The following is a 19,655-nucleotide window of genomic DNA, read 5'->3' as shown; positions in this document are numbered from 1 at the left end:
ACGTTTACGGCGGGGGTGCGACGAACGCATCAAGGCACCTGCAGGTACTGACGGCAGCGGTCACCGAGATTCGAATCGGGTTGCATCTCGAGGCACTTCTCGAAGTGAGCGCGCGCGCTCGGATCTCCCTGGCTCTGCAGCAGCTTGGCCAGGTGGAAGTGAGGCTCGGCGTAATTTTGGGGGCACTTCTCGATCGCCTTGCGATAGTTGCGCACGGCCCTGTGGCTCTGGCGCAACGCCTCGTAGCTTCGGCCCAGGTTGTTGTAGGCCAGGCACATCTGGGGCTTCAAAAAGATCGCCATCTTGAAGTGCTCGACGGCCTTTTGGTAGCGCCGACGGTTAAAATAGGCCCAGCCCAGGTTGTTGTGGGCGAGCTCGGGCGTGGTGTAGAGCGGCTCCTCGAGAAGCTGCGAGAAGATCTCGCCCGCCTCCTTCCAGCGCTCCATGGACAAGTAGACCGTGCCCAAATTGTTCTTGGCGAAGTGATAATCCGGCTTGATCCGCAGCGTCTCTTTGAAGTGCTGGATCGCCTTGGGATATTCGCGACGCCCCATATAGATGAACCCGAGGAGGTGGTGGGCCTCGAAATGGTCCGGGTTCATCTTCAGAGCCGTGTGCAACTCGCGGATCGCCAGCGGGATCTCACGTGACTCGAAATAACCGGCGCCCATCTTGTAGTGCCAGTCGGCGTCTTTGATCTTTTTGTTTTCTTCTTTCTTCCCGGTCGTGGCACAACCGGTGCCTACGGTGACCGTGGTGGCGGCCATGACCGAAAAGAGAAGTAGCGTCACGAGACGCCCGAACCACATCGACTTCATCGCTGTTCCTGGTCGAAACTGCTACGGTACATACGTGTCCAACCGTCACTGTTGCACGATTGACGATCTTTTCAAGCTTTTCTGCGTTCTATGACTCTATCTCGAGCCGAAATTGAGCTGATTCTCGACGAGATCTGCCCGTTGGCGGGCCGCGCGGTGATCCAGCGAGTACTGGAGGCTGACCGGCAGACGCGCGTCTTGCAGCTTCGCGAGCCCGGACGCACTCATCGGTTGCTTCTGTGTACGGAACCGAATCTGACCCGGATTCATTTCGTCGACGACCGCCCGACCCAGCCGCCCAAGCCGTCGGCATTTACGATGCAGCTGCGCAAGTGGCTCGAGGGCGCGCTTTTCGAGGGAGTTCGCCAACTTAGCCAAGACCGCATTGTGCGCTTCGATCTGGAGGCGGTCGATCCCGACTGGGAGCCCGATCCTGAAGACGAGGACGAGCGCGCGCCCCGGATGCCCGTCGCGCTCGTCGTCGAGCTGACCGGCCGCCACGCCAACTGGTTCTTGCTCGACGCCCACGACATGATCATCGGTCAACTCGACGACGCCGTGCTCGGCGGGCGCGAGCTCGGCCGAGGCAAACCATACGAGCCCCCACCGCCCCCGCCCGATCCCTCAATCGGCTCGGAAGTGCGCTTCGAGCTCGACGCGCGCCCCGCGGACAACTTCGAACGCTCCCGGGCCGTCGCCGCGCACTACGGCAAGGCCAAACACGAGCGCGAACTCGACGAACTGCTCAGCAAGGTCGAATCGCGCCTGAAACGACGGAGAAAGCGCCTCGAGCGGCGGATCGGCCACGTCGAAGGCGACCTCGAACGTGCCGAGGAGGCCGACGAATACAAACGCCGCGGCGAGTTGCTCCAGTCGGCCTGGGGCAAGGTCGAGCGCGGCGCCGAGTCGGTCGAAGTGCCGGACTTCTACGACGAGGCGATGCCCGTGGTCGAGATTCCGCTCGATCCGGCGCTCGACCTACAGGCCAATATCGAGCAGTACTTCCACGAATACCATCGCCTCAAAGACGCCCGCGAGCAGATCGAGGAGCGGCTCCTGGAGTCGATGGAGAGCCGCGATCGCGTCGAGGAAGCGCTCGAGGAGTTGGACGGATACCGCGACGATCTCGAAGCGTTGGAAGCGTTTGCCGAGCGTATCGAGGCAGCGGGGATCCTCCCTCCGGAGCGAAAGCAACGTCAGACGCGCGGGGGCAAAAAGGAGCGAAAGCCGTACCGTGAGTTCGAGAGCAAGCACGGCACGGCCATCCTGGTCGGCCGCGGCGCCGCCGACAACGATACGGTCAGCACGAGCGTCGCCCGGGGCCGTGACATGTGGTTCCACGCACGGGACTGGGCAGGGGCGCACGTGCTCCTGCGCATGCGCAAAAACGACGAGAGCCCCAAGAGCGACGACATGCTCGACGCGGCGACCCTGGCTGCCTGGTTCTCGCGCGGCAAGGACGACACGATCGTCGACGTGACCTACACGCGCGCCAAATACGTGCGCAAGCCCAAGGGCTTCCCGCCGGGGCGCGTGACTGTGGCCGACGCCTCGACGATCGGCGTCGCCATCGAAAAAGAGCGCCTCGAGCGCCTGCTCGCCACCGAAAAGTAGCTCGCGGCCAAGGGTGTAAGTTCAAGAACGGAAAAAGCCCCGCACCAGTCGTGCGGGGCTTTTTCGTGGTGTTTGACCGAGAAGCTTACTTCAGGATGAACGGGTAGTTCACCGTCAGCGAGCTCTGCGTCTCGGGGAACTTCATCTGGCGCACCACGCGCTCGACGCATTTGCCGACGTCGGTGCCCTTGAACTTGCCGGTGGTCACGCTCGCCGCGCTCACCCGGCCCGAGGGCTTGACGGTGTAGCGAACGAACACGGTTCCGGCCATCTTGTTGCGGTTGCTGCCGGTGTAGCAGCTGTGGATGCGGCCGTTGTACTTGGCGACAGTGCTCTTGACCATCGAGCGGCTCAGCTTTTGAGGCACGCTCTTCTTGGGCTCGGGCTTCGATCCGCCGCCGCTCGACTTGCTCCCGCCCTTTCCGATGCCATCGATGAGCGAGCCGAGGTCGTCGTCCTTCTTCTCTTCCTTCTTGGCGGTGCGCTTGGGCTTGTCGTCGTCCTTCTTGCGTCGAGTGGTGGTCGACTTGCGACTGCCCTTGTCGTCGTCCTTCTTGGCGGAGGCTTTCTCTTCCTTGTCCTCGCCCTCCTTCTCGGCCTCCTCGCCGTCCTTCTTGGCCCCGTCGCCCTCCTCGACAGCTTTGGCTGCCGCGGCGGCTTCTTCTTCGTCGGCCGACTTCTTCTCGTCGTCCTTCTCGTCTTTATCGTCGCTCTCTTTCTCGACGTAGACGACCTTTTGCTGAGGCTCTTGGGGTTTGTCGTCTTTGTTTAGCAGAAGCACGGCTGCCGCGGCGATACCGCCGACGAGCAGGATGCCGCCGATGGAGAGGCCGATGATCAGGCCCTTGTTGGACTTGTGGCTGCCCATTGGCATCAGCGCGGGCATGCTCATCGTACCGGCGCCGAACGGATCGTCGTCGCCACCGGCAGCCGGGCCGCCCATGGGACTTGCGCCGCCGCCACCGCCACCGCCGCCCTTCATGGCTTTGTGGGCCGAGGCGAGGTTTTGGATGTCGATGAGACCCGATCCTTCGGTGACGGCACCACCGCCACCACCGCTATCGCCGCCACCGCCTGCCGAAGCGTCGTCTCCGCCACCCACAGCACCGACCGAGTCGAGGCTGCTAAGGCTGAACAGAACCGAGTTTTCGTTGCGCTGGCCGATCATGTCGTTGGCCGACTGGACGCCGCCCTCCGACTCCTCGGCCCCACCGTCGTCCATGCCGCCAAAGCCGTCGTAGCCCGAATCGCCGCCGTCGGCGCCCGAGTCGAACGAGGCGAACATGCCGTCGTTGGAGGGTCCCGAGTCATAGCCGTCGTCGTAGCTTCCGCCGTCGTCGTAGCCACTGTCGTAGCCGCCGTCGTCGTAGCCACTGTCGTAGCTTCCACCGTCGTCGTAGCCACCAGCGTCATCGTAGCCGGCGTCTGCACCGCCGAAACCTTCGTAGCCACCCTGGCCGCCGTCGGCGGCATAGGCGCCGCTGTCGGCTTCGTTGCCAAACTGATCGTCGTAGCCGCCGCCGCCGTCGCCGTAGGCATCATAGCCGCCGTCATCGTAGCCGGCGTCGTAGCCACCATCGTCGCCGTAGCCCATCCCGTCGTCGGCTGCGGCGCTGGCCGCCGCGTCTTGCTCCTCGAACTGGGCACGGAAATCATCGGCAGGCATCACCGAGGTGGCGTCCTCGTTGAACTCGCCCCCGCCGTCATCATAGTCGCCGCCCGCATCGTTGAACGGCGACTCGACCACGGCCGTGGCGTCTTCGGGACTGCCCATGTCGTGCTGGGTCAGGTGGGCGAACTCTTCGAGATCGCTCAGAGGCTGCCAGTCGCTCAAGCCGTCCCGCCAGGCGAAGCTCTCCGCGTTGACTCGGCCCGAAGTGTAATATGCCTCGATCTCTTCAGGGCTGATGGGGCCGACCTGATCGCCGTCAATCACGACGTACCATTCGGAGGCCCCCGAAGTGCCGCCGTAAGCGGCGCTCATGCTCGAGTCACCGGCAGCTTCCTGCTGGTGGTCTTCGGCTTGCTGTGAATCACCTTTGACGACGATCACATTGCTGCACTTCTTACAGCGAATTTTGAAGACTTTCCCCTGAACCTTCTCGTCGGCAATGGAGTACTTGGCTCCACAGCTTCCGCAAACGATCTTCATCGTGATGTGACTCCTGTCCGGAGTATGGATTCTGAGCGTGTGGCTGGTGGCATGCATCGGGTGGCCACCCCGTACGAACGCGGTGGCCGCCCCGTCTGCAGCTTACTACTGGAGTGCGGCCTCTTCGGTCGACTCCTTGATCTTGGGCATGAAGCTCTTTTTGAGGTTGAGCAGACGCTCGAACTGGGCCTTGCCGCGGGCCTGGTTTTTAATCAGGTCCGGCGTCTTGAGCTGGCCGTCGACGAGCATGTCGTCGAAGTTATAGAACTTCGAGCGCGTATCGCCGCCCTCGTCTTGTGCGAAAGCGCTCGCGCTGCTGAGCACGAATGCCAGGGCGATGAACAACCCAATCATTCTGCGCATGGTCTTTCTCCTGTAGCTTGGAATTAAGCCTAGACAAAAATAGCAGAGGGTCACGCAGAGCGTCAACGCGGCGGTGAGTCTTGCTCACCTGCCGCGCTGAGAACCTTCGTGGCTCTATTCGGACTCGACGGCTTCGGCGTCGGCGGTGGTTTCACCATCGACATCCTCGGCGCCCACGTCCTCACCTTCTTCGGTGCCGGCCTCGTCGCCCTCGCCTTCTGCAGGCTCGGTCTCGTCTTCAGCCTGCTGCTCGGGCGCCTTTTGCTGCTGAGGATTGGCCTGGCTCTCCATGGTGTTCGCCATCGCCTTGTAGAAGTTCTTCTTCTCTTCGTCCTCGGTCAGCGTCGCCAGCTTGCGGTAATGCTTGGCGGCCTTGGCCGGATCGCCCAGCTTCGTCTCATAGAGCTTCGCCAGACGCTCGTGGCTCGACAGGTCGTCCGCTTTGCAATTGTCGAGGTAGTATTCGAAGTTCTCGGCCGAAGCTTTGTTCGCATCGGCGTTGCCCGTCGAACCGAACCCGTAGTCTGCGGCCGCCTTACCCAGGCGCGCCACACAGTGCTGCGGCGCGATGCGCACGGCCTCGGCAAACTGCGTAGAGGCGCGCTCGTAGGCCAAATACTCGATGAGGATGGCGCCCAGGTTCAGCCGACTCTCCAAGTAGTTCGGGCCGGCCTTGTTGGCCTTCTCGAACTGCTCGACGGCGTTGGGCACGTCGTCTTCCATCATGTAGACCAGACCCAGGTTGTTGTGCAGATCGGGATCCGGGTTGTCCTTCGACAGCTTGATCGCCTCTTTGAGCGCGAACTTGGCCAGCGAGATATTCTCTCGCTTTTTGTTGATCAGGCCCAGCGTGCTCAGCGCGCCGACGTTCTCGTAGTCTTCGCGAAGCACGTCACGCACGTACTCCATAGCCTTCTTGTCGTCGCCGGCTTTGAGCGCCAGGACCGCCAGGTTGTTCTTGGCGGTCAGGTTCTTGGGCTGGCGAGCCACGACCTCTTCAAAGAGCGTCTGGGCCTTGTCGTACTTCTCGGTGACGGCATAAGCCTGCGCCAGAGCGACCGTGTGGTCGAGCTCTTCGGGCTCGATCTCGCGGGCTTTCTCGAGATGCTCGGTCGCCTCGTCGTAACGAAGCGCGTTCGAGTACAGCACGCCCAGGTTGTAGTGGGCTTCGGCGAAGTCCGGCTCGGCTTCGAGCACGCTGACCAAAAGCTCTTCCGCCTTGGCGACGTCGGGCTTGGTCTTCTGGAGTTCAGCCAGGGCCTTCTGGAAGGTCTTGACCGTCTCGACGTCCATGCCCATCTCTTCAGCGAGCACTTCGGCCTGAGCCTTTTGGACTTCCTCGACCTTCTTGTCCTCTTTGGGCTTGCTCGTCGAGCAGGCCCACATCTGGGTCGCGGCAAAGACGAGCACCAGAAGTTTCGGGAGAAGGCGACTCTTGGATTGTAGCAACATCTTCATGGGTGTGTTTCCCATCTCTCAATGATCTATGACTGAGCGCGGCGGCTTGCCTTGGCTCCTCGAGCGAGGCTACGCCGCGCGGCGTCTTCGAGCCAGTATCCTTACTTCTTTGCCTGCGGAGCGTCGGCTTCACCTTCGGGCGCGTCCTTTGCGGGAGCGCCGTCCGGGCCGGTCTCGCCCGGAGCCGGCTGCGGCTCGGGCTGGGCCGCCTTGCGCTCTTTGACGCGCTCGGCGATCGCCTCGAGGTCGGTCAGCGGCTTGGGCACGAAGAAGTTGATGCGTCCGTGCTCGGTCTCGACGTTTTGCTGCTCCTGGATCGGATAGGTGTCCGGCTCCATGCTGGCGATCTGCTCGGCCGACTTTTTGGACCACTCGTTGTACGCCTGGGCCTCGAGGGCCAACTTGACGGCGTACTGGAAGGCGCCCAGCGCCTTGTCCTTCAGGGGCATGATGCGGTCCTGAAGGGTGAACTCGTAGTCCATGCGCTGACGCTCGGTCAGGCCTTCGGGAATCGGCAGGTTCTCGAGCTGGTCGGCGAAGTCGCGGTACATCTGACCGATGCGATACGCACCGGCAGCCAGCCACTTCTTGCTGCCCATCTCGATGACCTCTTTGTAGATCTTCTCGGCATCCTGCTCGAGCTGACCTTTCTTCTGCATTCCCTTGACCAGTTTGTTCATCGGGAACTGCAGTTTGACCTCTTTGAACTCATTGTAGATACGCTCGGCCTGGCGGAAGCGAGCCTGCGCGGCGTAGTAGCGCATCTGCTTCTGCTCCTTCTCCTCGAGCGACTTCCACGTCTCGAGCGCCTTGTCGAAGTAGTCGTTGGACTCTTTCTCCCAGCGACGGCCTTCGATCTTCTCGACCAAGACGCCCATCTCGCTGTTGAGCATGACGTGTTCTTTCTTCTCGACGCTGTCGAGCTTGGCGTAGTCTTTGAAGCGGTCGAGAGCGGCTTTCCAGTCCTCTTTTTCCATCTCGAGGTACGGAAGCACGCGCTTGACCTTCTTGACCTGCTCTTTCTCTTCCTCGCGGTCCGAGTAGAGCTTCACGTACTTGTCGTAGGTCTCGATCGCCTTGTCCCACTGCTCCATGTTCTCGCGCAGGAACGCAGCGTTGTAGACGGCGCTGGCAGCCTTGGGGTGGTCGCGGTACTCGACCTCGTCACCCTCGGCGTTCTTGTACTTGGCCGTCGAGCCCATGCGGGCGAAGTAATCGGCGGCGGTGGTGAAGTCGGCGCGCGTCTTGTAGATCGCGCCCATGACGAACAGCGCCTCGGGAGCCTGCAGGCTCTTGGGGTAATCTTTGACGACGCGCTCGTAGACCTCCACAGCCTTGTTGGTCTGCTCGCCGGCCTCGTAGATGGCGCCGGCGTTGAACAGGGCGCCCGGCGCCAGGTCCGACTTGGGGAACTCCTCAGCCAGTCGCAGCAGCTCGGCGGTCGCTTTGTCGAAGTTCTTTGCTTCCTTGAGCTCTTTGGCGCGCTCGTTGATCGCCAGGGCGATTGCCTGCTTGAGGTCTTCCTTGGGCGTCACGTGGAAAATCTTCTTTTCCATCATGTAGCGCGCCCACTTCTCGACCTCGTCCCAGTTCTTGAGCACGTAGTTGGCCACCAAGAGACTTCCGCCGGCGTAGCTGGCGTAGCGGTGCTTGGGAGCGTTCTCGATGATGTTCTCGTAACGCGGCACACACTTGTCGTAGTGGCCGCGCGCCTTGTAGACCTCGGCGGCGACGTAGTCGATCGTCGGGGTAATCTCGTCGTCGGGGTACATCTCCGAGTACTGGTCGGAGGCTTCCACGAAGCCTTTCTCGTACTTGAGCAGGTCGACCTTCGGATTCGGCTTCGACTCGGTGGTCGAGTCGACCGTGTCCTTTTTGAACTCTCGGTCGCCGTGCTCTTCCTGGTACTTGGCCATCTCGACGAGGATGCTGTCCTCGTGGTGCTTTTTGACCAGCTCGTTGTAGGCGTTGACCACACCGTAGGCCGAGTCTTTGACGATCGCCTCGACGTCCTCTTTCTTGGCGTCTTTGGGCGTCTTGTCGTCCTTATAGAGGTTGACGACCTTCTGGTAGTACTCGCCGGCCTTCTCGTAGTTCTTGAGCTCGAGAAGGTAGATGTCGGCGACGAAGAAGTTCATGTCGAACGAGTACGGCGCCGTCGGGAACCGCTCGATGAACTCGGTGTAGTACTTGACCGCTGCCTGGTAGTCCTCGGTGGTGTCGTGCTTCTGGGCCTTGCGGTGATAGGTGTTCGCAAGGAAGGCCAGCGACGCCTGGGAGAGCATCCCGGCGTTGTGAAGCGCACCTTTGTTCTCCTTGTTCTTCTTCGCCCAGGTTCCATCCGGGTCGAGGTAGGAGACATAGGTGGTCATCGTCTTTTCGAGATCCTCGAAGTCGTTGATCTTCTTCTTGGCGACGATGATCGACTCCATCCACTCGGGGATATTCTTGTGGTTGGGTCGCTCTTTAATGAAGTACTCGTAGATGGCGATCGCTTGATCGTCCTTACCCTGCCCCTCATAGAGGCCGGCCATCTGGCCGAGCTTCTTGTAGGTGAACTCCAGGTCACGCTTCTTCAGGAAGTACTCGCGGACTTTTTTCCAGCCGTCCGGGATCTCGGCGTAGGCCACGACCAGGTCGTTGATCGCCTGGTTTTGGAAACCGAGCTTCTCGTTGGTGCGCTCGACGACGCTTTTGAAGGTGTCGACACTCTTCTGGTACTCGCCCTGGTTGTAGAAGACCCAGCCGAGCTTGTAGAGCGCGAAGTCGTAGTTGTCGTTGTTCTTGTGCTTGAGCACCGCCTGGTACTTGTCGCGCGCGGCTCCGAGCATCTCCTTTTTGAAGAAGAACTCGGCCAGCGCGAGGTTCGCGTCCGGCTGGTACTTCGAGTTCGGGTAGTTCTTGACCAAACGCTGCAAGTAGCTGACCGCCTGGGCGCCCTTGTCGGCTTCGATCAAGCCACTTCCGAGACGGAAGATGACCTCGTCGAGGCGAGCGTAGTCGGGATACTGGGTCAAGATCTCTTTGTAGATCTCTTGAGCCTCGCCATACTCGGGCTGCGGCTCTTCACAGTCGCCGGCCGTGCCCTGATCGGAGGCGGCCAAGCACTGGTTGTACTGAGCGCGAGCGCGCAGGTACTCCATGTTGCGCAGCTTCCACATCCGCTCGGCCTTCTGGAACATCCAGGAAGGCTTTTGCTCGTTGTACGGATCATTTTGGATGAGCTTGTCGAGCTGGCTGATGAGCTTGCGGTTCTTCGCCTCGATCTTGCGCTTGAGCGCATCGATCTGCTCGGGCGTCATCTGTTGCTGCTCGTCCTGGAACTCCTCGAGGCTTTTACCAGGCCCCTTGGGTCCGCCGTCCTTCTTCGTGCGGTCCTGGTCGAGACGCTTGGAGAGTTCCTCCGCACGCTTGGACGCCTCTTCCTTGGTGTCTTTCGAGACCGCTTCTTTGCGCGGGCCTTTGGAGACGTCCTGGGTGAAGGCCGGGCCGGCGAGGCCGGTAACAGCCGCCACACATGCGAGGCAGATCGTACGCTTGATGGTTTTTCTATAATTCATCGCTCTATACACTTGGAGCCTTGGCTACTCGTTCCAGTTAGACCACGCCCACGACGTAAGGTTCCTGTCGTCGCTGCGGTTTCTGGTTTCTCTGTATGTTCATCTCGGAAACACCTTGAGCAGCAGCCCGATTCCGAAATGTTGTTCCTGCACGCGCCAACCCCCGTTGAACGACGTCCGACGGGGGTTTGGCGCAAGTGGAGTCTGCTAACCCACCTTACTCCGCGCTGCAGCTCGAACGCAGTCGGCTGCGGTAGTTGGTGACCTCGTCAGCCCAGTACTCACCTTCGAAAGGCCACGGGGTGAAGTCGTCGGCGACGATGAGCAACGTGGTGCCCTGCTCGACGCCTTCTTCCTCGACGCTCTGGTTGCGAAGACGACGCTCGAGTTGGGCTTCCTCTTCGCTGCCAATGTCGAACGAAATCTGGGTCGCTTTGAGGTCCCAGTCCTGCAGCTCTTTGTTGACCTCGCTGAGCTTCTGCTGGACGAGGATGCCGCCCTCTTCAATCTTGGTGTCGAGTTGACTCTCCACGCTGCCGAGCACCTGCTGGCCGAACTCGCCGAGTGCCGAGACGTTCTGCTTGAGCGCGTCGCGCTCCTTTTTGAGCGTCTGGATGACACCGTAGACGTTGTAAAACTCGAGTTCGTCGAGCACCGCGTTGGCGAACATCGGCGGCAGGTTGCGCGCGGCCTTGGGCTTGTCTTTCTGGTAGATACCCGTGAGCGCGGTCCAGTAGGCCTTCGGCTCGGTCGTCTCCTGCAGGAACTTCTCGAGCACCGGGCGCTTGTCGAGGTAGGTCTGCTGGAACTTAGCCAGCGCCTCTTTACTTTTGTCGAATTGGCACAGGTTCAGGTAGACCGCCGACTCCAGGATGTAGAGGTCGGGGAAGTACCACTCCGAGTAGTACGGACTGTGCAGCGTGTGGAAGGTACCCAGGGCACGCTTGTAGTCGTTCTTCATGAAGTACGTCCAAGCGGTCTCGAAGGTCGCCGAGGCGTTGCGAGCCGATTTGGACGGAATCTTCTGATAGTAGTACAGCGCGACGTCGTAGTAGCCGACCTCGTAGAAGACACGAGCCAGAGCCATGTAGCCCAGCTGCAAGATCTCCTCGTTACCGCCCGGCTCCTGCTCACCGGCGACGATGGCGCGCTCGAAGTTCTTGAGGGCTTCACCCTGCTTCTGCTGCTCGAGCTGCGCGACGCCTTTCAGGTACAGCGCCTCGGGATAATCGGCGGCACCCTTTTCGACTTTGTCCAGATATTCGATCGCCAGGTCGCCACGGCCGTAGTCGAAGAAGAACTTCCCGAGATAGTAGTGGAAGTCGTTCTTGAACTTGGCGTTCATGTCGCCGACGTAGAACTTGGTCATCTCCTCGAGAAGCGGCGGCTGGAAGCCGATGCGCTTGGTGAGCTCCTCGAGCATGTAGAAGGCTTCTTTGAAGTGCGGGCGCTGGGCGCCGGCCATGATCACGTCGAGCAGCGGGTTAGCCGCTCCCGACAAGATGCCTTCCTGGTACAGCGCCTTGGCCAAGCCGAACTTGGCTGCGTAGAAGTCGTCGCCCTCCGGATCGGGGTTGAGCGACAGGAACTTCAGGTAGGTCTTGGCGGCGGACATGTTGTCGCCGCTTTCGACCGCGCGCTTGGCCTGTGGGAGCTTGCGAGCTTCGGCCTGAATCTTGCGCTGACGCGCCTCTTCGGCCTTCTTCTCCTCGTTGATCTCCTTGGCCTTTTCCTCGGCGAGCTTCTCGAGCTCCTCCTCGGTGTACTCCTTGGACTCCTCTTCCTCGCCGGGAGCAGGAGCCGGAGCCGGTCCGCTGGCCTCGTCGTCGGCCGGGGCCGGAGCCTCTTCGCCGCCGTCGGCTTCATCGCCGCCTTCGACATGGCCGGTCGCCTCGAGGTACTTGATGACCTCTTCATCGACACCCGCCGCGCGCAGCTCGCCAACCTCTTCGGGGCTGAGCTTGAGCTCGCTGCCAGCACCATCGATGGCGCCCTTGATGGCATTGGTCTCCATCCCGAGCTTGCTCATCTGGATGATCTGGTTTTTGTCGAGCGCGTGCGCGCTGCTCACCGGAGCGGTCCACATGGCCGCGACCAGAAGGCACATCAGCACGCGCTTGAGAAGGCGAAACCGCCGACGAACGGCCCGTCCGGTCTCAGCTTTCTGAATCTGCGATCGCATAAACATCATTCCCGACTTGCGTTAGGTACAGCCACCCGCCGCCATAGGCGACGAGTGCGGCACGAGTATCAACGGCGCCGACCGATGGTGGCCGGCGAATGGGGTTCTCTCAGAACATGTACGACGCACCGAGCAGAAACTCGGTGGGGACCTGCAGCTGCTTGACGAAGCTATCTTCGTTCGAGGGCGTCTTGGCTCCCTGGTAGACATAGCCGCGACCTTCGAGGCGCAGCACGATGTCGTGGGTGGCGAAGAACTGGATGCCGCCGCCGAAGACGAGCTCCGGAGCCACCGACGAACTGTGGTCCTGGCGAAGATCGTCCGGACGGTCGACGCCGACCAGCCCGGCACCGAGGGCGAGGTTGAAATCGAAATGCGTCAGCTTGCGCTGCAAAAACGCCAGCTTGCCGTATAGCGGGTGCCAGGTCAGCAGCACGTTGGCTCGCCACAAAAACCGATCCTCGGTGTCGATCGCCTTGTCGAACGAGTCCTCTCGAGCGATCTCGAGAAAGTCGGTCAACTCGGTGTCGTGGGTCAGGACGCCCGGGGCGTCCATGAACGAGCCCTCGACCTCGATTCCCAGGAAGTTATTGAAGAAATACGAGCCGCGCAGGCCCACCGGATAGTAGTAGTAGAACGGCTCGCTGGAGAGCAGTCCGGCATACAATCCGAGGCCAATGCGTCCTTCACGCGTGAAAGTGCGCTCTTGGACCGCCGGCAGTTCGCGATCGACCGACCAGTAGGTGTCGAGCTTCTCGTCGAGCGACTTGTCCTCGCCCTTGTTGTCCTCGGCGGACGCAGTGGCGCCTGCCAGAGTCACGAGGGCCACGACCAGCGCGACGAGCAGTGCGCGCAGGCGTCCGGAAGCCTTTGCCGACCGACGTTTGGAATTGAGCGAAATCATTACTGCAAACCCTTATGCGAATCTATCGTGGAGGATTGCTTTTAAGCTTTAAAAGAACCAACCGAACCCGAGGCTGACCTCGGAGGGGTTGGCGACGCCGCCGCCGTTGGTCTTCTGGAAGACGAACTGGCGGAAGTCGGCGCGAACCGAAGCGTTCTCGCCAAAGTAGAACGCCAGGCCGGCGCCGAGGACGCCCTCGGGCTTGTAGTCAGCCGAGGTCTCGGCGTTGAAGTCGGTCTGCGTCTCGGTGATCACCAGCCCCGCCCCGCCCATCAGGTACAGGTCGAAGTAGTTGAGCACCGTGTTGTAAAAGGCGGTCTTGCCGTAAAACGGGCTCCAGACCACGCCGAAGTTGCTGTGGAAGACCTGGGTGTCGCCGATCAGCACCTGCTGAGCGCCGACGCCGTCCTTCTCCTCGATGGTGTCCTGCAGGCCGGTGTCGACCTTGAAGGCGTACGAGCCGGACAACTCCAGGCCGATATTCTCGAGCACGTAGTAGTTCAGGCGCACACCGGCCGGAAAATACTGCTCGAAGATATTGTTCGGGATGATGCCCGTGTAGACGGTCGCCGCGAAACGGCCCTGCTTCTGGAACGGACGCTTCTGCACCGTAAAGATGTCGCGCGTCTTGGCCCAGTAGTCGGGGTCGTTCGGATCGAGCGCCTCCTCTTGGGAGGTCTCGGTCGCCGCGGCCTCGCTGCTATCGCCCTCGCTGGCCCCTTCTTCCTGCGCCGAAGCCGGCGACAGGGTGACAAGAAGGGCCGCGAAAACGAGCAGGCCGATGAGTCTGGATGACTGGGTGTGAAACTTCACCACTTTCTCCTGCTTACGCCGAAGAGCTTGTAACTTCATGAAAACTAACGAAAATCGTTCGCCCTGACTACCACCGATAATTACTCAGTCGCGAACACGACGCCTCGGGTATCGAAATCGTCGGCGTTCGAGTCGCCGCCGGTCTCCAAGCTGCCGATCTGGCTGAACGAGTAAGTACGGCTGTCACCCGAGACCGTCACGGTCATGTCGGAGTGCACGCGAAGCGCTTCACCGAAGGGAACTTTACCGCGGAAAATCTCACCCGAGGTCACGCGCGCCTCCCACAACCCGTCGAGGGCGTAGGGGGTCCACTCCATGCGGCTTCGCAGCGACTTGGTCGAGCTGACGTAGATATAGCCGCCGCCCGTCTCGCACGCGATTCGCGAGTAGTCGTGGATGGGGCCGGTGCGGCCAAATTCGTCACGCTTGGGGATGCAGTAGGTCTGATCCATCGCGTAGGTGCCCGGCGAGGTGGGAGTCTCACCCGGGTTATCCGTGTAGCCTCGCGGCTGGCGGCACTCCTCGTAGTTCTTGCACTCGGAGTTGTCCGAGCAGGGGTCTTGACCTTCGGGATACATCGGGTCTTCGCGAAGCAACTCCGGATCCTCGAGCTTGGGGTCGAGGTGGACGACGAAGAGACGAACGTTATTCTCTTTGGCAGTCTGGATCACCTGTTCGATGTCGACGCCGTCGTTCTCGCGCATCTCGTCGTAACCGTCGACGAAGACTACGAGTTGCTTGTCGACCGAATCGGCGCGGTCCAACCCGAGTTCGTTCATCTTGTCGGTGGAGTACTGGTTGTTGATGACCGAGTTGATCGACTCGTAGACGTTGGCGCGCTGCTCACGTGCAGGCGACGCGTCCGAATACTCGAGGTAAACGGCCGACTCGATCTCACCTTTGTCGTTGCTCCACTCGCTGCCTCCACCGCGGGCCTGCTCGATGTAGGAGGTCGGGCTCGCGGTGGTCGACTCGTCAAAGCCCCACAGGCCGAAATAGGTCTTGCGGCGCTCGCCAAAGGCCAGCTTGTAGGCCTCTTGCCAAGCGGTGTAGACGCCGGAGACCGCGCCTGTACGCTCGTAGTCAGCGTCGGTAGCCGTTTCGCGAATGGCGAAGCTGGCCGTCCCGAGATCTTCGGAGTCGCCAGTCACGCCGTTGCCGTTCTTATCCCAGTAGCCGCGGCTGCCGGGAGGCGGGGCGCCGTCGAGGCTGCCCGCATTTTCCAGAAGCACACCGAAAACCTGGTGCTCGTCGTTATCGGCGACAAATTGCACGGCGCTGGACTCGCTCTTCACGGTCAGCCCCTGATCGACTTTGACGCACTGCGTGATGTCGTCGGTGCTAGAGGACTCCAGCCCGGGCGCGGTCCCGCAGGTAAAGCCGTTGCTCGCGTCGCAGGTGCTGTCGGCACACGGGGCTTGCAGCTCGTCGACCTGCATCAGCGCCCCGTTGCTCAGCACCACCGAGTCGCTGTCCAGCTCGACCGACTGGTTGTCGACCGCCTCGCCCAGGCGAATCGGTCGGTTCTCGTCGTCGGTGACCACAAAGCGCAGCCGCATCTCGCCGTCACCGCTCTGCACGCCCCCGCAGGAGCCCGGAGGGGCGGTGAAGCCCGACGAGTGAATATTGGTGAAGCTGCGCTCCGAGAAGCTGATCAGGGCCACGGTGTCACAGCCGGATGCTGCAACTCCCAGCGATCCCAAAAGACCGATGGCCGCCAAGGCGGTGCCGCCACGACGGATCTTGCTGATCCAACTCGACCCTACGTCCTGCCGTTTCGTCATTTTGCGCTTTCCTCGAGACTGTCCGAATTCAACACAAGCCGCCGAGCCTTCCCAGACCGCGGCAGAATTCGTGATTTATTCTGCCCGCCCAACAGGTTACTAGAGAACCAAAGAGACGTGCAACGACAACGCTTTGGACGCCGCAAGGCGTTGAAATATGGCGATGAATCGCCGCGTTGCCCTATTCATCCCAATCAGGCACGACGTTGTACCCGTAATTATCAGTCGATGCAAGTATGACGTCAGTGTGACGTGTTGGGAGGGGTTGTGGATGAGGGTTTGGAAGGCGGAGGGGGCAAGAACGAGAAAAGCGCGATCGGATGAGCTCCGATCGCGCTTTTGCTGTAGTGCGTAGGGACGGAATCGAACCGCCGACACCGGCCTTTTCAGGGCCGTGCTCTACCGACTGAGCTACCTACGCATGTGCCGTTCTGCTCTTCGCTTCGGAGCGTTTGGTCTCCGTCGCGGGAGAGGGTTTATATGCCTGGCCCACCGGGTTGTCAAGCGCCTTTCATAAGTTTTTTGGGAATCTTTTTCGCGCCCCCGTTTTCGCTCCTCATTCGTACCAATTCAGGAGGAGCGAATGAGCCGGCGTGCGACGTGCTCGAGGCCCTTTTGGTGGGCATCGGAGCTGATCTCGGGCGTCTCCGAGAGCCACAGCACCAGATGGTTTGATTCCCGGTCGAGGCGGATTGGGGTGTCCACGACCGAGTCGTGGCTCACGATTTCTGCCAACTCGCGAGGCTCCGTGCCACGCCGCCACCCAAAGACCATTCCCAAGAGTCCGCCCGTGATCTCGGTGGCGAGTCCCGCGCTCTGCAGGGCGTGGCGCCAGGTCGCGTCGGAGATCACCGTCGATTCGACAGGCAAGTCCTCGTACAGCTCGGGCCATCCCGACACGAGCTCCGTCAGTTCTGGTGGGTCGGGCAGCCGAATGATCGCCGTCGGCTGCTCTTCGCGCTTCCCGAAGGCGATCATCGCCATCGCCCCGGACTCGTCGCCGCGAATGCGCATCAGTTGAGTGCGCTGGGTGAGCGCGTCGACCACGGCGCGCTCGAGTTCGAAGCTGCGCCACTGCTCCTTTTGATTCAGGTCATAACTTCCGGCGGAGAAACCCGGCGTCTGGGCGATCGCCGAGATCAATGGAAGCACCACGGATTCATCGTCCAGCGTGGGCAAGCGTAACCGCCAGATTAGTTCGAGCATCTTATCTCTAATGGCAAAAGGAGTGCCTCGAAGGGCACGGTGAACGGCGCCGCCGAGTTGATCGGCCCCGCTTTGGCTCTAGCTTGTGGAGCGACACTAATCGACCGACGTCGACAATGTACACCCGACGCTGCGAACTCAAATGACCGATCTCATTCAAACTGTCAAAAACCCGCTCGGCGCCCTCGGCTCCATCTACACGGACCAATACGAACTGACGATGGCGCAGGGCTACTTCAAGTCGGGCAAGTACGAGCAACAAGCTTGCTTCGACTACTTCTTTCGCAAGGTGCCATGTGACGGAGGCTATGTCGTCTTCTCGGGGCTCGACACGCTCCTCGAGGTTCTGAGCGATCTTTGCTTCGACGACGAGGCGATCGCCTACCTCGCCGAACAGGGATTCGCGAACGACTTCCTCGAACATCTGCGTGCGTTTCGCTTCGAGGCCGAGGTGCTCGCCCCTCGCGAGGGCGAATTGGTCTTTCCCTTCGAGCCAGTCGTGCGAGTACGCGGAGGTTTGCTCGAGGCACAGATTGTCGAATCGGCCCTGCTCAACGTGCTCAACTTCGAGTCGTTGATCGCCACCAAAGCGTCGCGGCTTCGCGAAGCGGCCGGCCCCGACAAGAAGGTGATCGACTTCGGGCTTCGCCGCGCCCAGGGATTTGCAGGCATGCAATTGAGCCGTGCGGCGGTCGTCGGCGGATGCGACTCGACCTCCAACGTCTTCGCAGGCTATCGCGACGGGATCCCGATCACGGGCACCCAGGCGCACTCTTGGATTCAGAGCTTCGACACCGAGTTGGAGGCGTTTCGAACCTACGCCGACGCGTTCCCCGAAAAGTGCATCCTTCTCGTCGACACCTACGACACCCTCGAAAGTGGCGTGCCCAACGCGATCACGGTGGGCAAAGAGATGGAGGAGCGCGGCGAGCGCCTCGACGGCATCCGACTCGACAGTGGGGACCTGGCGTGGCTGGCCAAGCGCGCCCGCAAGATGCTCGACGACGCCGGCCTCGACTACGTCAAGATCGCGGCGTCCAACCAGCTCGACGAGCACGTGATCAAGTCGCTGCTCGACCAAGACGCCCCCATCGACGCTTTCGGCGTGGGGACCCGGCTGGTCACCTCTTACGATTGTCCGGCCCTCGACGGCGTCTACAAGTTGAGTCAGGTCGACGACAAGCCACGCCTCAAGCTCTCGGAGAGCCGAGTCAAAGTGAACTTCCCGGGGCACAAACAAGTGCTCCGGCTCATCGACGAGCAGGGGATGTTCTATGGTGATTGTGTCGTGGTCGATGGGCAAACCGAGCCCGACCACATGCACCACCCGTTCGACGACGACAAGCACGTGGCCATCGAGGGGTTCGACAATGAGACGCTGCTGCGGCCGGTGATGAACGACGGCGAGGTGCTCGTCGATCGACCGAGCGCACACGATGCGGCCGCGTACGCCCAAGAGCGCCTCGACCGATTGCCCGGCGAGCACAAGCGCTTTCAGAACCCGCATGTCTATAAGGTCGGCTTGAGCGAACAGATGCGCGATCTTCGCGATCGCACGCTCCAAACGGCCCGCAAAACCCATCTTAACGAAGACCGCTAGCTTGCCGATGCTTACTAACAGGCCTTTTTGAGGACGACCGACATGACAAGCCCATCCAAGCATACAGATGCTCCAGCCGTCGCAGGCGTGGGCGTCGCCTTTCCGCCCCACCGGGTCGACCAAGCCGAGGCCCGACAGGCGCTTTGCGCGCTGTGGGATGCGCACGGTGTCGACTACGACGGTGAGTGGGTCGACTACTTCTTCGACGCCGTCGGCGTCGAGACCCGCCACTTGGCGCTCGCTCCGCATCGCTATGCCGAGTTTCGCGACTTCGGCACGGCCAACAACCACTTCATCGAGGTGGCGAGCGAGCTGGGTGAGCGCGCGATCGCAGACGCACTCGAGGCGGCCGGTGTGTCCAGCGACGATCTCGACGCGATCTTCTTTACCACCGTGACCGGGGTCGCCAGCCCGAGCATCGACGCCAAGATCATCAACAAGATGAAGCTTCCGCGCACCATCCAGCGCACCCCGATGTTCGGGTTGGGTTGCGTGGGCGGCGCTGCGGGCGTGGCGCGCATGTCCGAGTATCTTCGCGCGCACCCGGACCACACTGCGGTGCTCCTGTCGGTCGAGCTGTGCTCGCTTACGGTCGAGCGCCACGAAACCTCCATCGCCGACTATATCGCCGCGGCGCTCTTCGCCGACGGAGCCGCCGCCGTGGTGGGGGTGGGCGCCGACAAAGCCAACGCCAACGGTCACGACGGGGCACGCCTGGTCGCCAACCACAGCGCCTTCTATCACGACACCGAGTGGGTGATGGGCTGGGAGATCGACGAGCACGGCTTCGGGCTGGTGCTCTCGGGCGATCTGCCCGAGGTCATCGAGACCGAACTCGCCGCCGAGGTCGACGCTTTTTTGGACGGCCACAACCTCGGCCGTGCCGACATCCGGACTTGGATCTCACACCCGGGAGGTCCGAAGGTGCTCCAGGCAATCGAGTCGGCGCTATCCCTCGAAGACGATGAACTCGAGAGCGCATGGCGCTCGCTCTCCCAGGTCGGCAACATGTCGAGCGCCTCGGTGCTGCATGTGCTCCAACAGGAGATTGATCGCGACATGGAGTTGCCGGCGGTGCTCATGGCGATGGGCCCCGGGTTTTCGGCGGAGTTTGTGTTGTTGGGTTAGTTTGTGTCTTGGAGGTTGTCGAGCGGCGAACACCCCTACGCCTCGCGGACTCCGCTCGGCACCTCCCCCACGC

13 protein-coding genes and 1 tRNA gene are annotated in these 19,655 nt (G+C 61.4%); 3 read left to right on the top strand and 11 right to left on the bottom strand.

Annotated features, from left to right (window positions below; genetic code table 11):
• Window positions 1-29: 29 nt before the first annotated feature.
• The gene (locus FIV42_RS19760; protein WP_141199357.1) at window positions 30-818 is read right to left on the bottom strand and encodes a tetratricopeptide repeat protein; all 789 of its coding nucleotides are present in this window, start codon (window positions 816-818) and stop codon (window positions 30-32) included.
• Window positions 819-908: 90 nt separating this feature from the next.
• Here FIV42_RS19760 and FIV42_RS19755 point away from each other — a divergent pair, with 90 nt between their 5' ends.
• Window positions 909-2,432, top strand: coding sequence for an NFACT RNA binding domain-containing protein (locus tag FIV42_RS19755; RefSeq protein ID WP_141199356.1), 1,524 nt, complete (start codon window positions 909-911; stop codon window positions 2,430-2,432).
• A gap of 85 nt (window positions 2,433-2,517) precedes the next feature.
• Here the strand turns inward: FIV42_RS19755 and FIV42_RS19750 are convergent, their stop codons facing one another.
• The 10 genes from FIV42_RS19750 to FIV42_RS19705 form a co-directional block, all read right to left on the bottom strand.
• Complete coding sequence (locus tag FIV42_RS19750) at window positions 2,518-4,584, bottom strand: AgmX/PglI C-terminal domain-containing protein (protein ID WP_168210786.1); 2,067 nt, start codon at window positions 4,582-4,584, stop codon at window positions 2,518-2,520.
• A 105-nt stretch (window positions 4,585-4,689) separates the two neighbouring features.
• Window positions 4,690-4,947, bottom strand: a complete 258-nt coding sequence (locus tag FIV42_RS19745; RefSeq protein ID WP_141199354.1) for a hypothetical protein — start codon at window positions 4,945-4,947, stop codon at window positions 4,690-4,692.
• A gap of 114 nt (window positions 4,948-5,061) precedes the next feature.
• Window positions 5,062-6,405, bottom strand: coding sequence for a tetratricopeptide repeat protein (locus FIV42_RS19740; RefSeq protein WP_168210785.1), 1,344 nt, complete (start codon window positions 6,403-6,405; stop codon window positions 5,062-5,064).
• A gap of 101 nt (window positions 6,406-6,506) precedes the next feature.
• Window positions 6,507-9,965 carry a tetratricopeptide repeat protein gene (locus tag FIV42_RS19735; RefSeq protein ID WP_141199352.1) on the bottom strand — a complete coding sequence of 1,153 codons (3,459 nt, stop codon included), beginning with the start codon at window positions 9,963-9,965 and terminating at the stop codon, window positions 6,507-6,509.
• Between the two features lie 217 nt (window positions 9,966-10,182).
• On the bottom strand, window positions 10,183-12,147 hold the full coding sequence (locus FIV42_RS19730) for a tetratricopeptide repeat protein (protein ID WP_168210784.1): 1,965 nt from the start codon (window positions 12,145-12,147) through the stop codon (window positions 10,183-10,185).
• A gap of 109 nt (window positions 12,148-12,256) precedes the next feature.
• Complete coding sequence (locus FIV42_RS19725; protein WP_141199350.1) at window positions 12,257-13,051, bottom strand: outer membrane beta-barrel domain-containing protein; 795 nt, start codon at window positions 13,049-13,051, stop codon at window positions 12,257-12,259.
• A 48-nt stretch (window positions 13,052-13,099) separates the two neighbouring features.
• Window positions 13,100-13,864: an outer membrane beta-barrel domain-containing protein gene (locus FIV42_RS19720; protein WP_168210783.1), complete on the bottom strand. Its 765-nt coding sequence runs from the start codon at window positions 13,862-13,864 to the stop codon at window positions 13,100-13,102.
• An 80-nt stretch (window positions 13,865-13,944) separates the two neighbouring features.
• Window positions 13,945-15,648 (bottom strand): vWA domain-containing protein, encoded by a 1,704-nt coding sequence (locus tag FIV42_RS19715; protein ID WP_141199348.1) that lies wholly within the window; start codon window positions 15,646-15,648, stop codon window positions 13,945-13,947.
• A 348-nt stretch (window positions 15,649-15,996) separates the two neighbouring features.
• Window positions 15,997-16,069 (bottom strand) — tRNA-Phe (locus FIV42_RS19710).
• Between the two features lie 149 nt (window positions 16,070-16,218).
• Entirely contained in the window at window positions 16,219-16,854 is a 636-nt protein-coding gene (locus FIV42_RS19705; RefSeq protein ID WP_141199347.1) for a hypothetical protein, read from the bottom strand.
• Between the two features lie 142 nt (window positions 16,855-16,996).
• On the opposite strand from FIV42_RS19705, the gene FIV42_RS19700 reads away from it, so the two are divergent.
• Together FIV42_RS19700 and FIV42_RS19695 are read left to right on the top strand one after the other, a co-directional pair.
• Entirely contained in the window at window positions 16,997-18,454 is a 1,458-nt protein-coding gene (locus FIV42_RS19700) for a nicotinate phosphoribosyltransferase (protein ID WP_141199346.1), read from the top strand.
• 42 nt (window positions 18,455-18,496) lie between these two features.
• Entirely contained in the window at window positions 18,497-19,582 is a 1,086-nt protein-coding gene (locus FIV42_RS19695) for a type III polyketide synthase (protein ID WP_141199345.1), read from the top strand.
• Window positions 19,583-19,655 lie beyond the last annotated feature (73 nt).

Origin of the sequence: Persicimonas caeni, assembly GCF_006517175.1 — a bacterium.
Lineage (GTDB): Bacteria > Myxococcota_A > Bradymonadia > Bradymonadales > Bradymonadaceae > Persicimonas > Persicimonas caeni.
This window is presented reverse-complemented; position numbering and strand designations above follow the sequence as displayed.

Coding starts and splice junctions, on each gene's coding strand:
- FIV42_RS19715 (WP_141199348.1), bottom strand. CDS start 15,648: ATGACGAAACGGCAGGACGTAGGGTCGAGTTGGATCAGCAAGATCCGT.
- FIV42_RS19745 (WP_141199354.1), bottom strand. CDS start 4,947: ATGCGCAGAATGATTGGGTTGTTCATCGCCCTGGCATTCGTGCTCAGC.
- FIV42_RS19730 (WP_168210784.1), bottom strand. CDS start 12,147: ATGCGATCGCAGATTCAGAAAGCTGAGACCGGACGGGCCGTTCGTCGG.
- FIV42_RS19755 (WP_141199356.1), top strand. CDS start 909: ATGACTCTATCTCGAGCCGAAATTGAGCTGATTCTCGACGAGATCTGC.
- FIV42_RS19750 (WP_168210786.1), bottom strand. CDS start 4,584: ATGAAGATCGTTTGCGGAAGCTGTGGAGCCAAGTACTCCATTGCCGAC.
- FIV42_RS19760 (WP_141199357.1), bottom strand. CDS start 818: ATGAAGTCGATGTGGTTCGGGCGTCTCGTGACGCTACTTCTCTTTTCG.
- FIV42_RS19700 (WP_141199346.1), top strand. CDS start 16,997: ATGACCGATCTCATTCAAACTGTCAAAAACCCGCTCGGCGCCCTCGGC.
- FIV42_RS19705 (WP_141199347.1), bottom strand. CDS start 16,854: ATGCTCGAACTAATCTGGCGGTTACGCTTGCCCACGCTGGACGATGAA.
- FIV42_RS19695 (WP_141199345.1), top strand. CDS start 18,497: ATGACAAGCCCATCCAAGCATACAGATGCTCCAGCCGTCGCAGGCGTG.
- FIV42_RS19735 (WP_141199352.1), bottom strand. CDS start 9,965: ATGAATTATAGAAAAACCATCAAGCGTACGATCTGCCTCGCATGTGTG.
- FIV42_RS19740 (WP_168210785.1), bottom strand. CDS start 6,405: ATGAAGATGTTGCTACAATCCAAGAGTCGCCTTCTCCCGAAACTTCTG.
- FIV42_RS19725 (WP_141199350.1), bottom strand. CDS start 13,051: ATGATTTCGCTCAATTCCAAACGTCGGTCGGCAAAGGCTTCCGGACGC.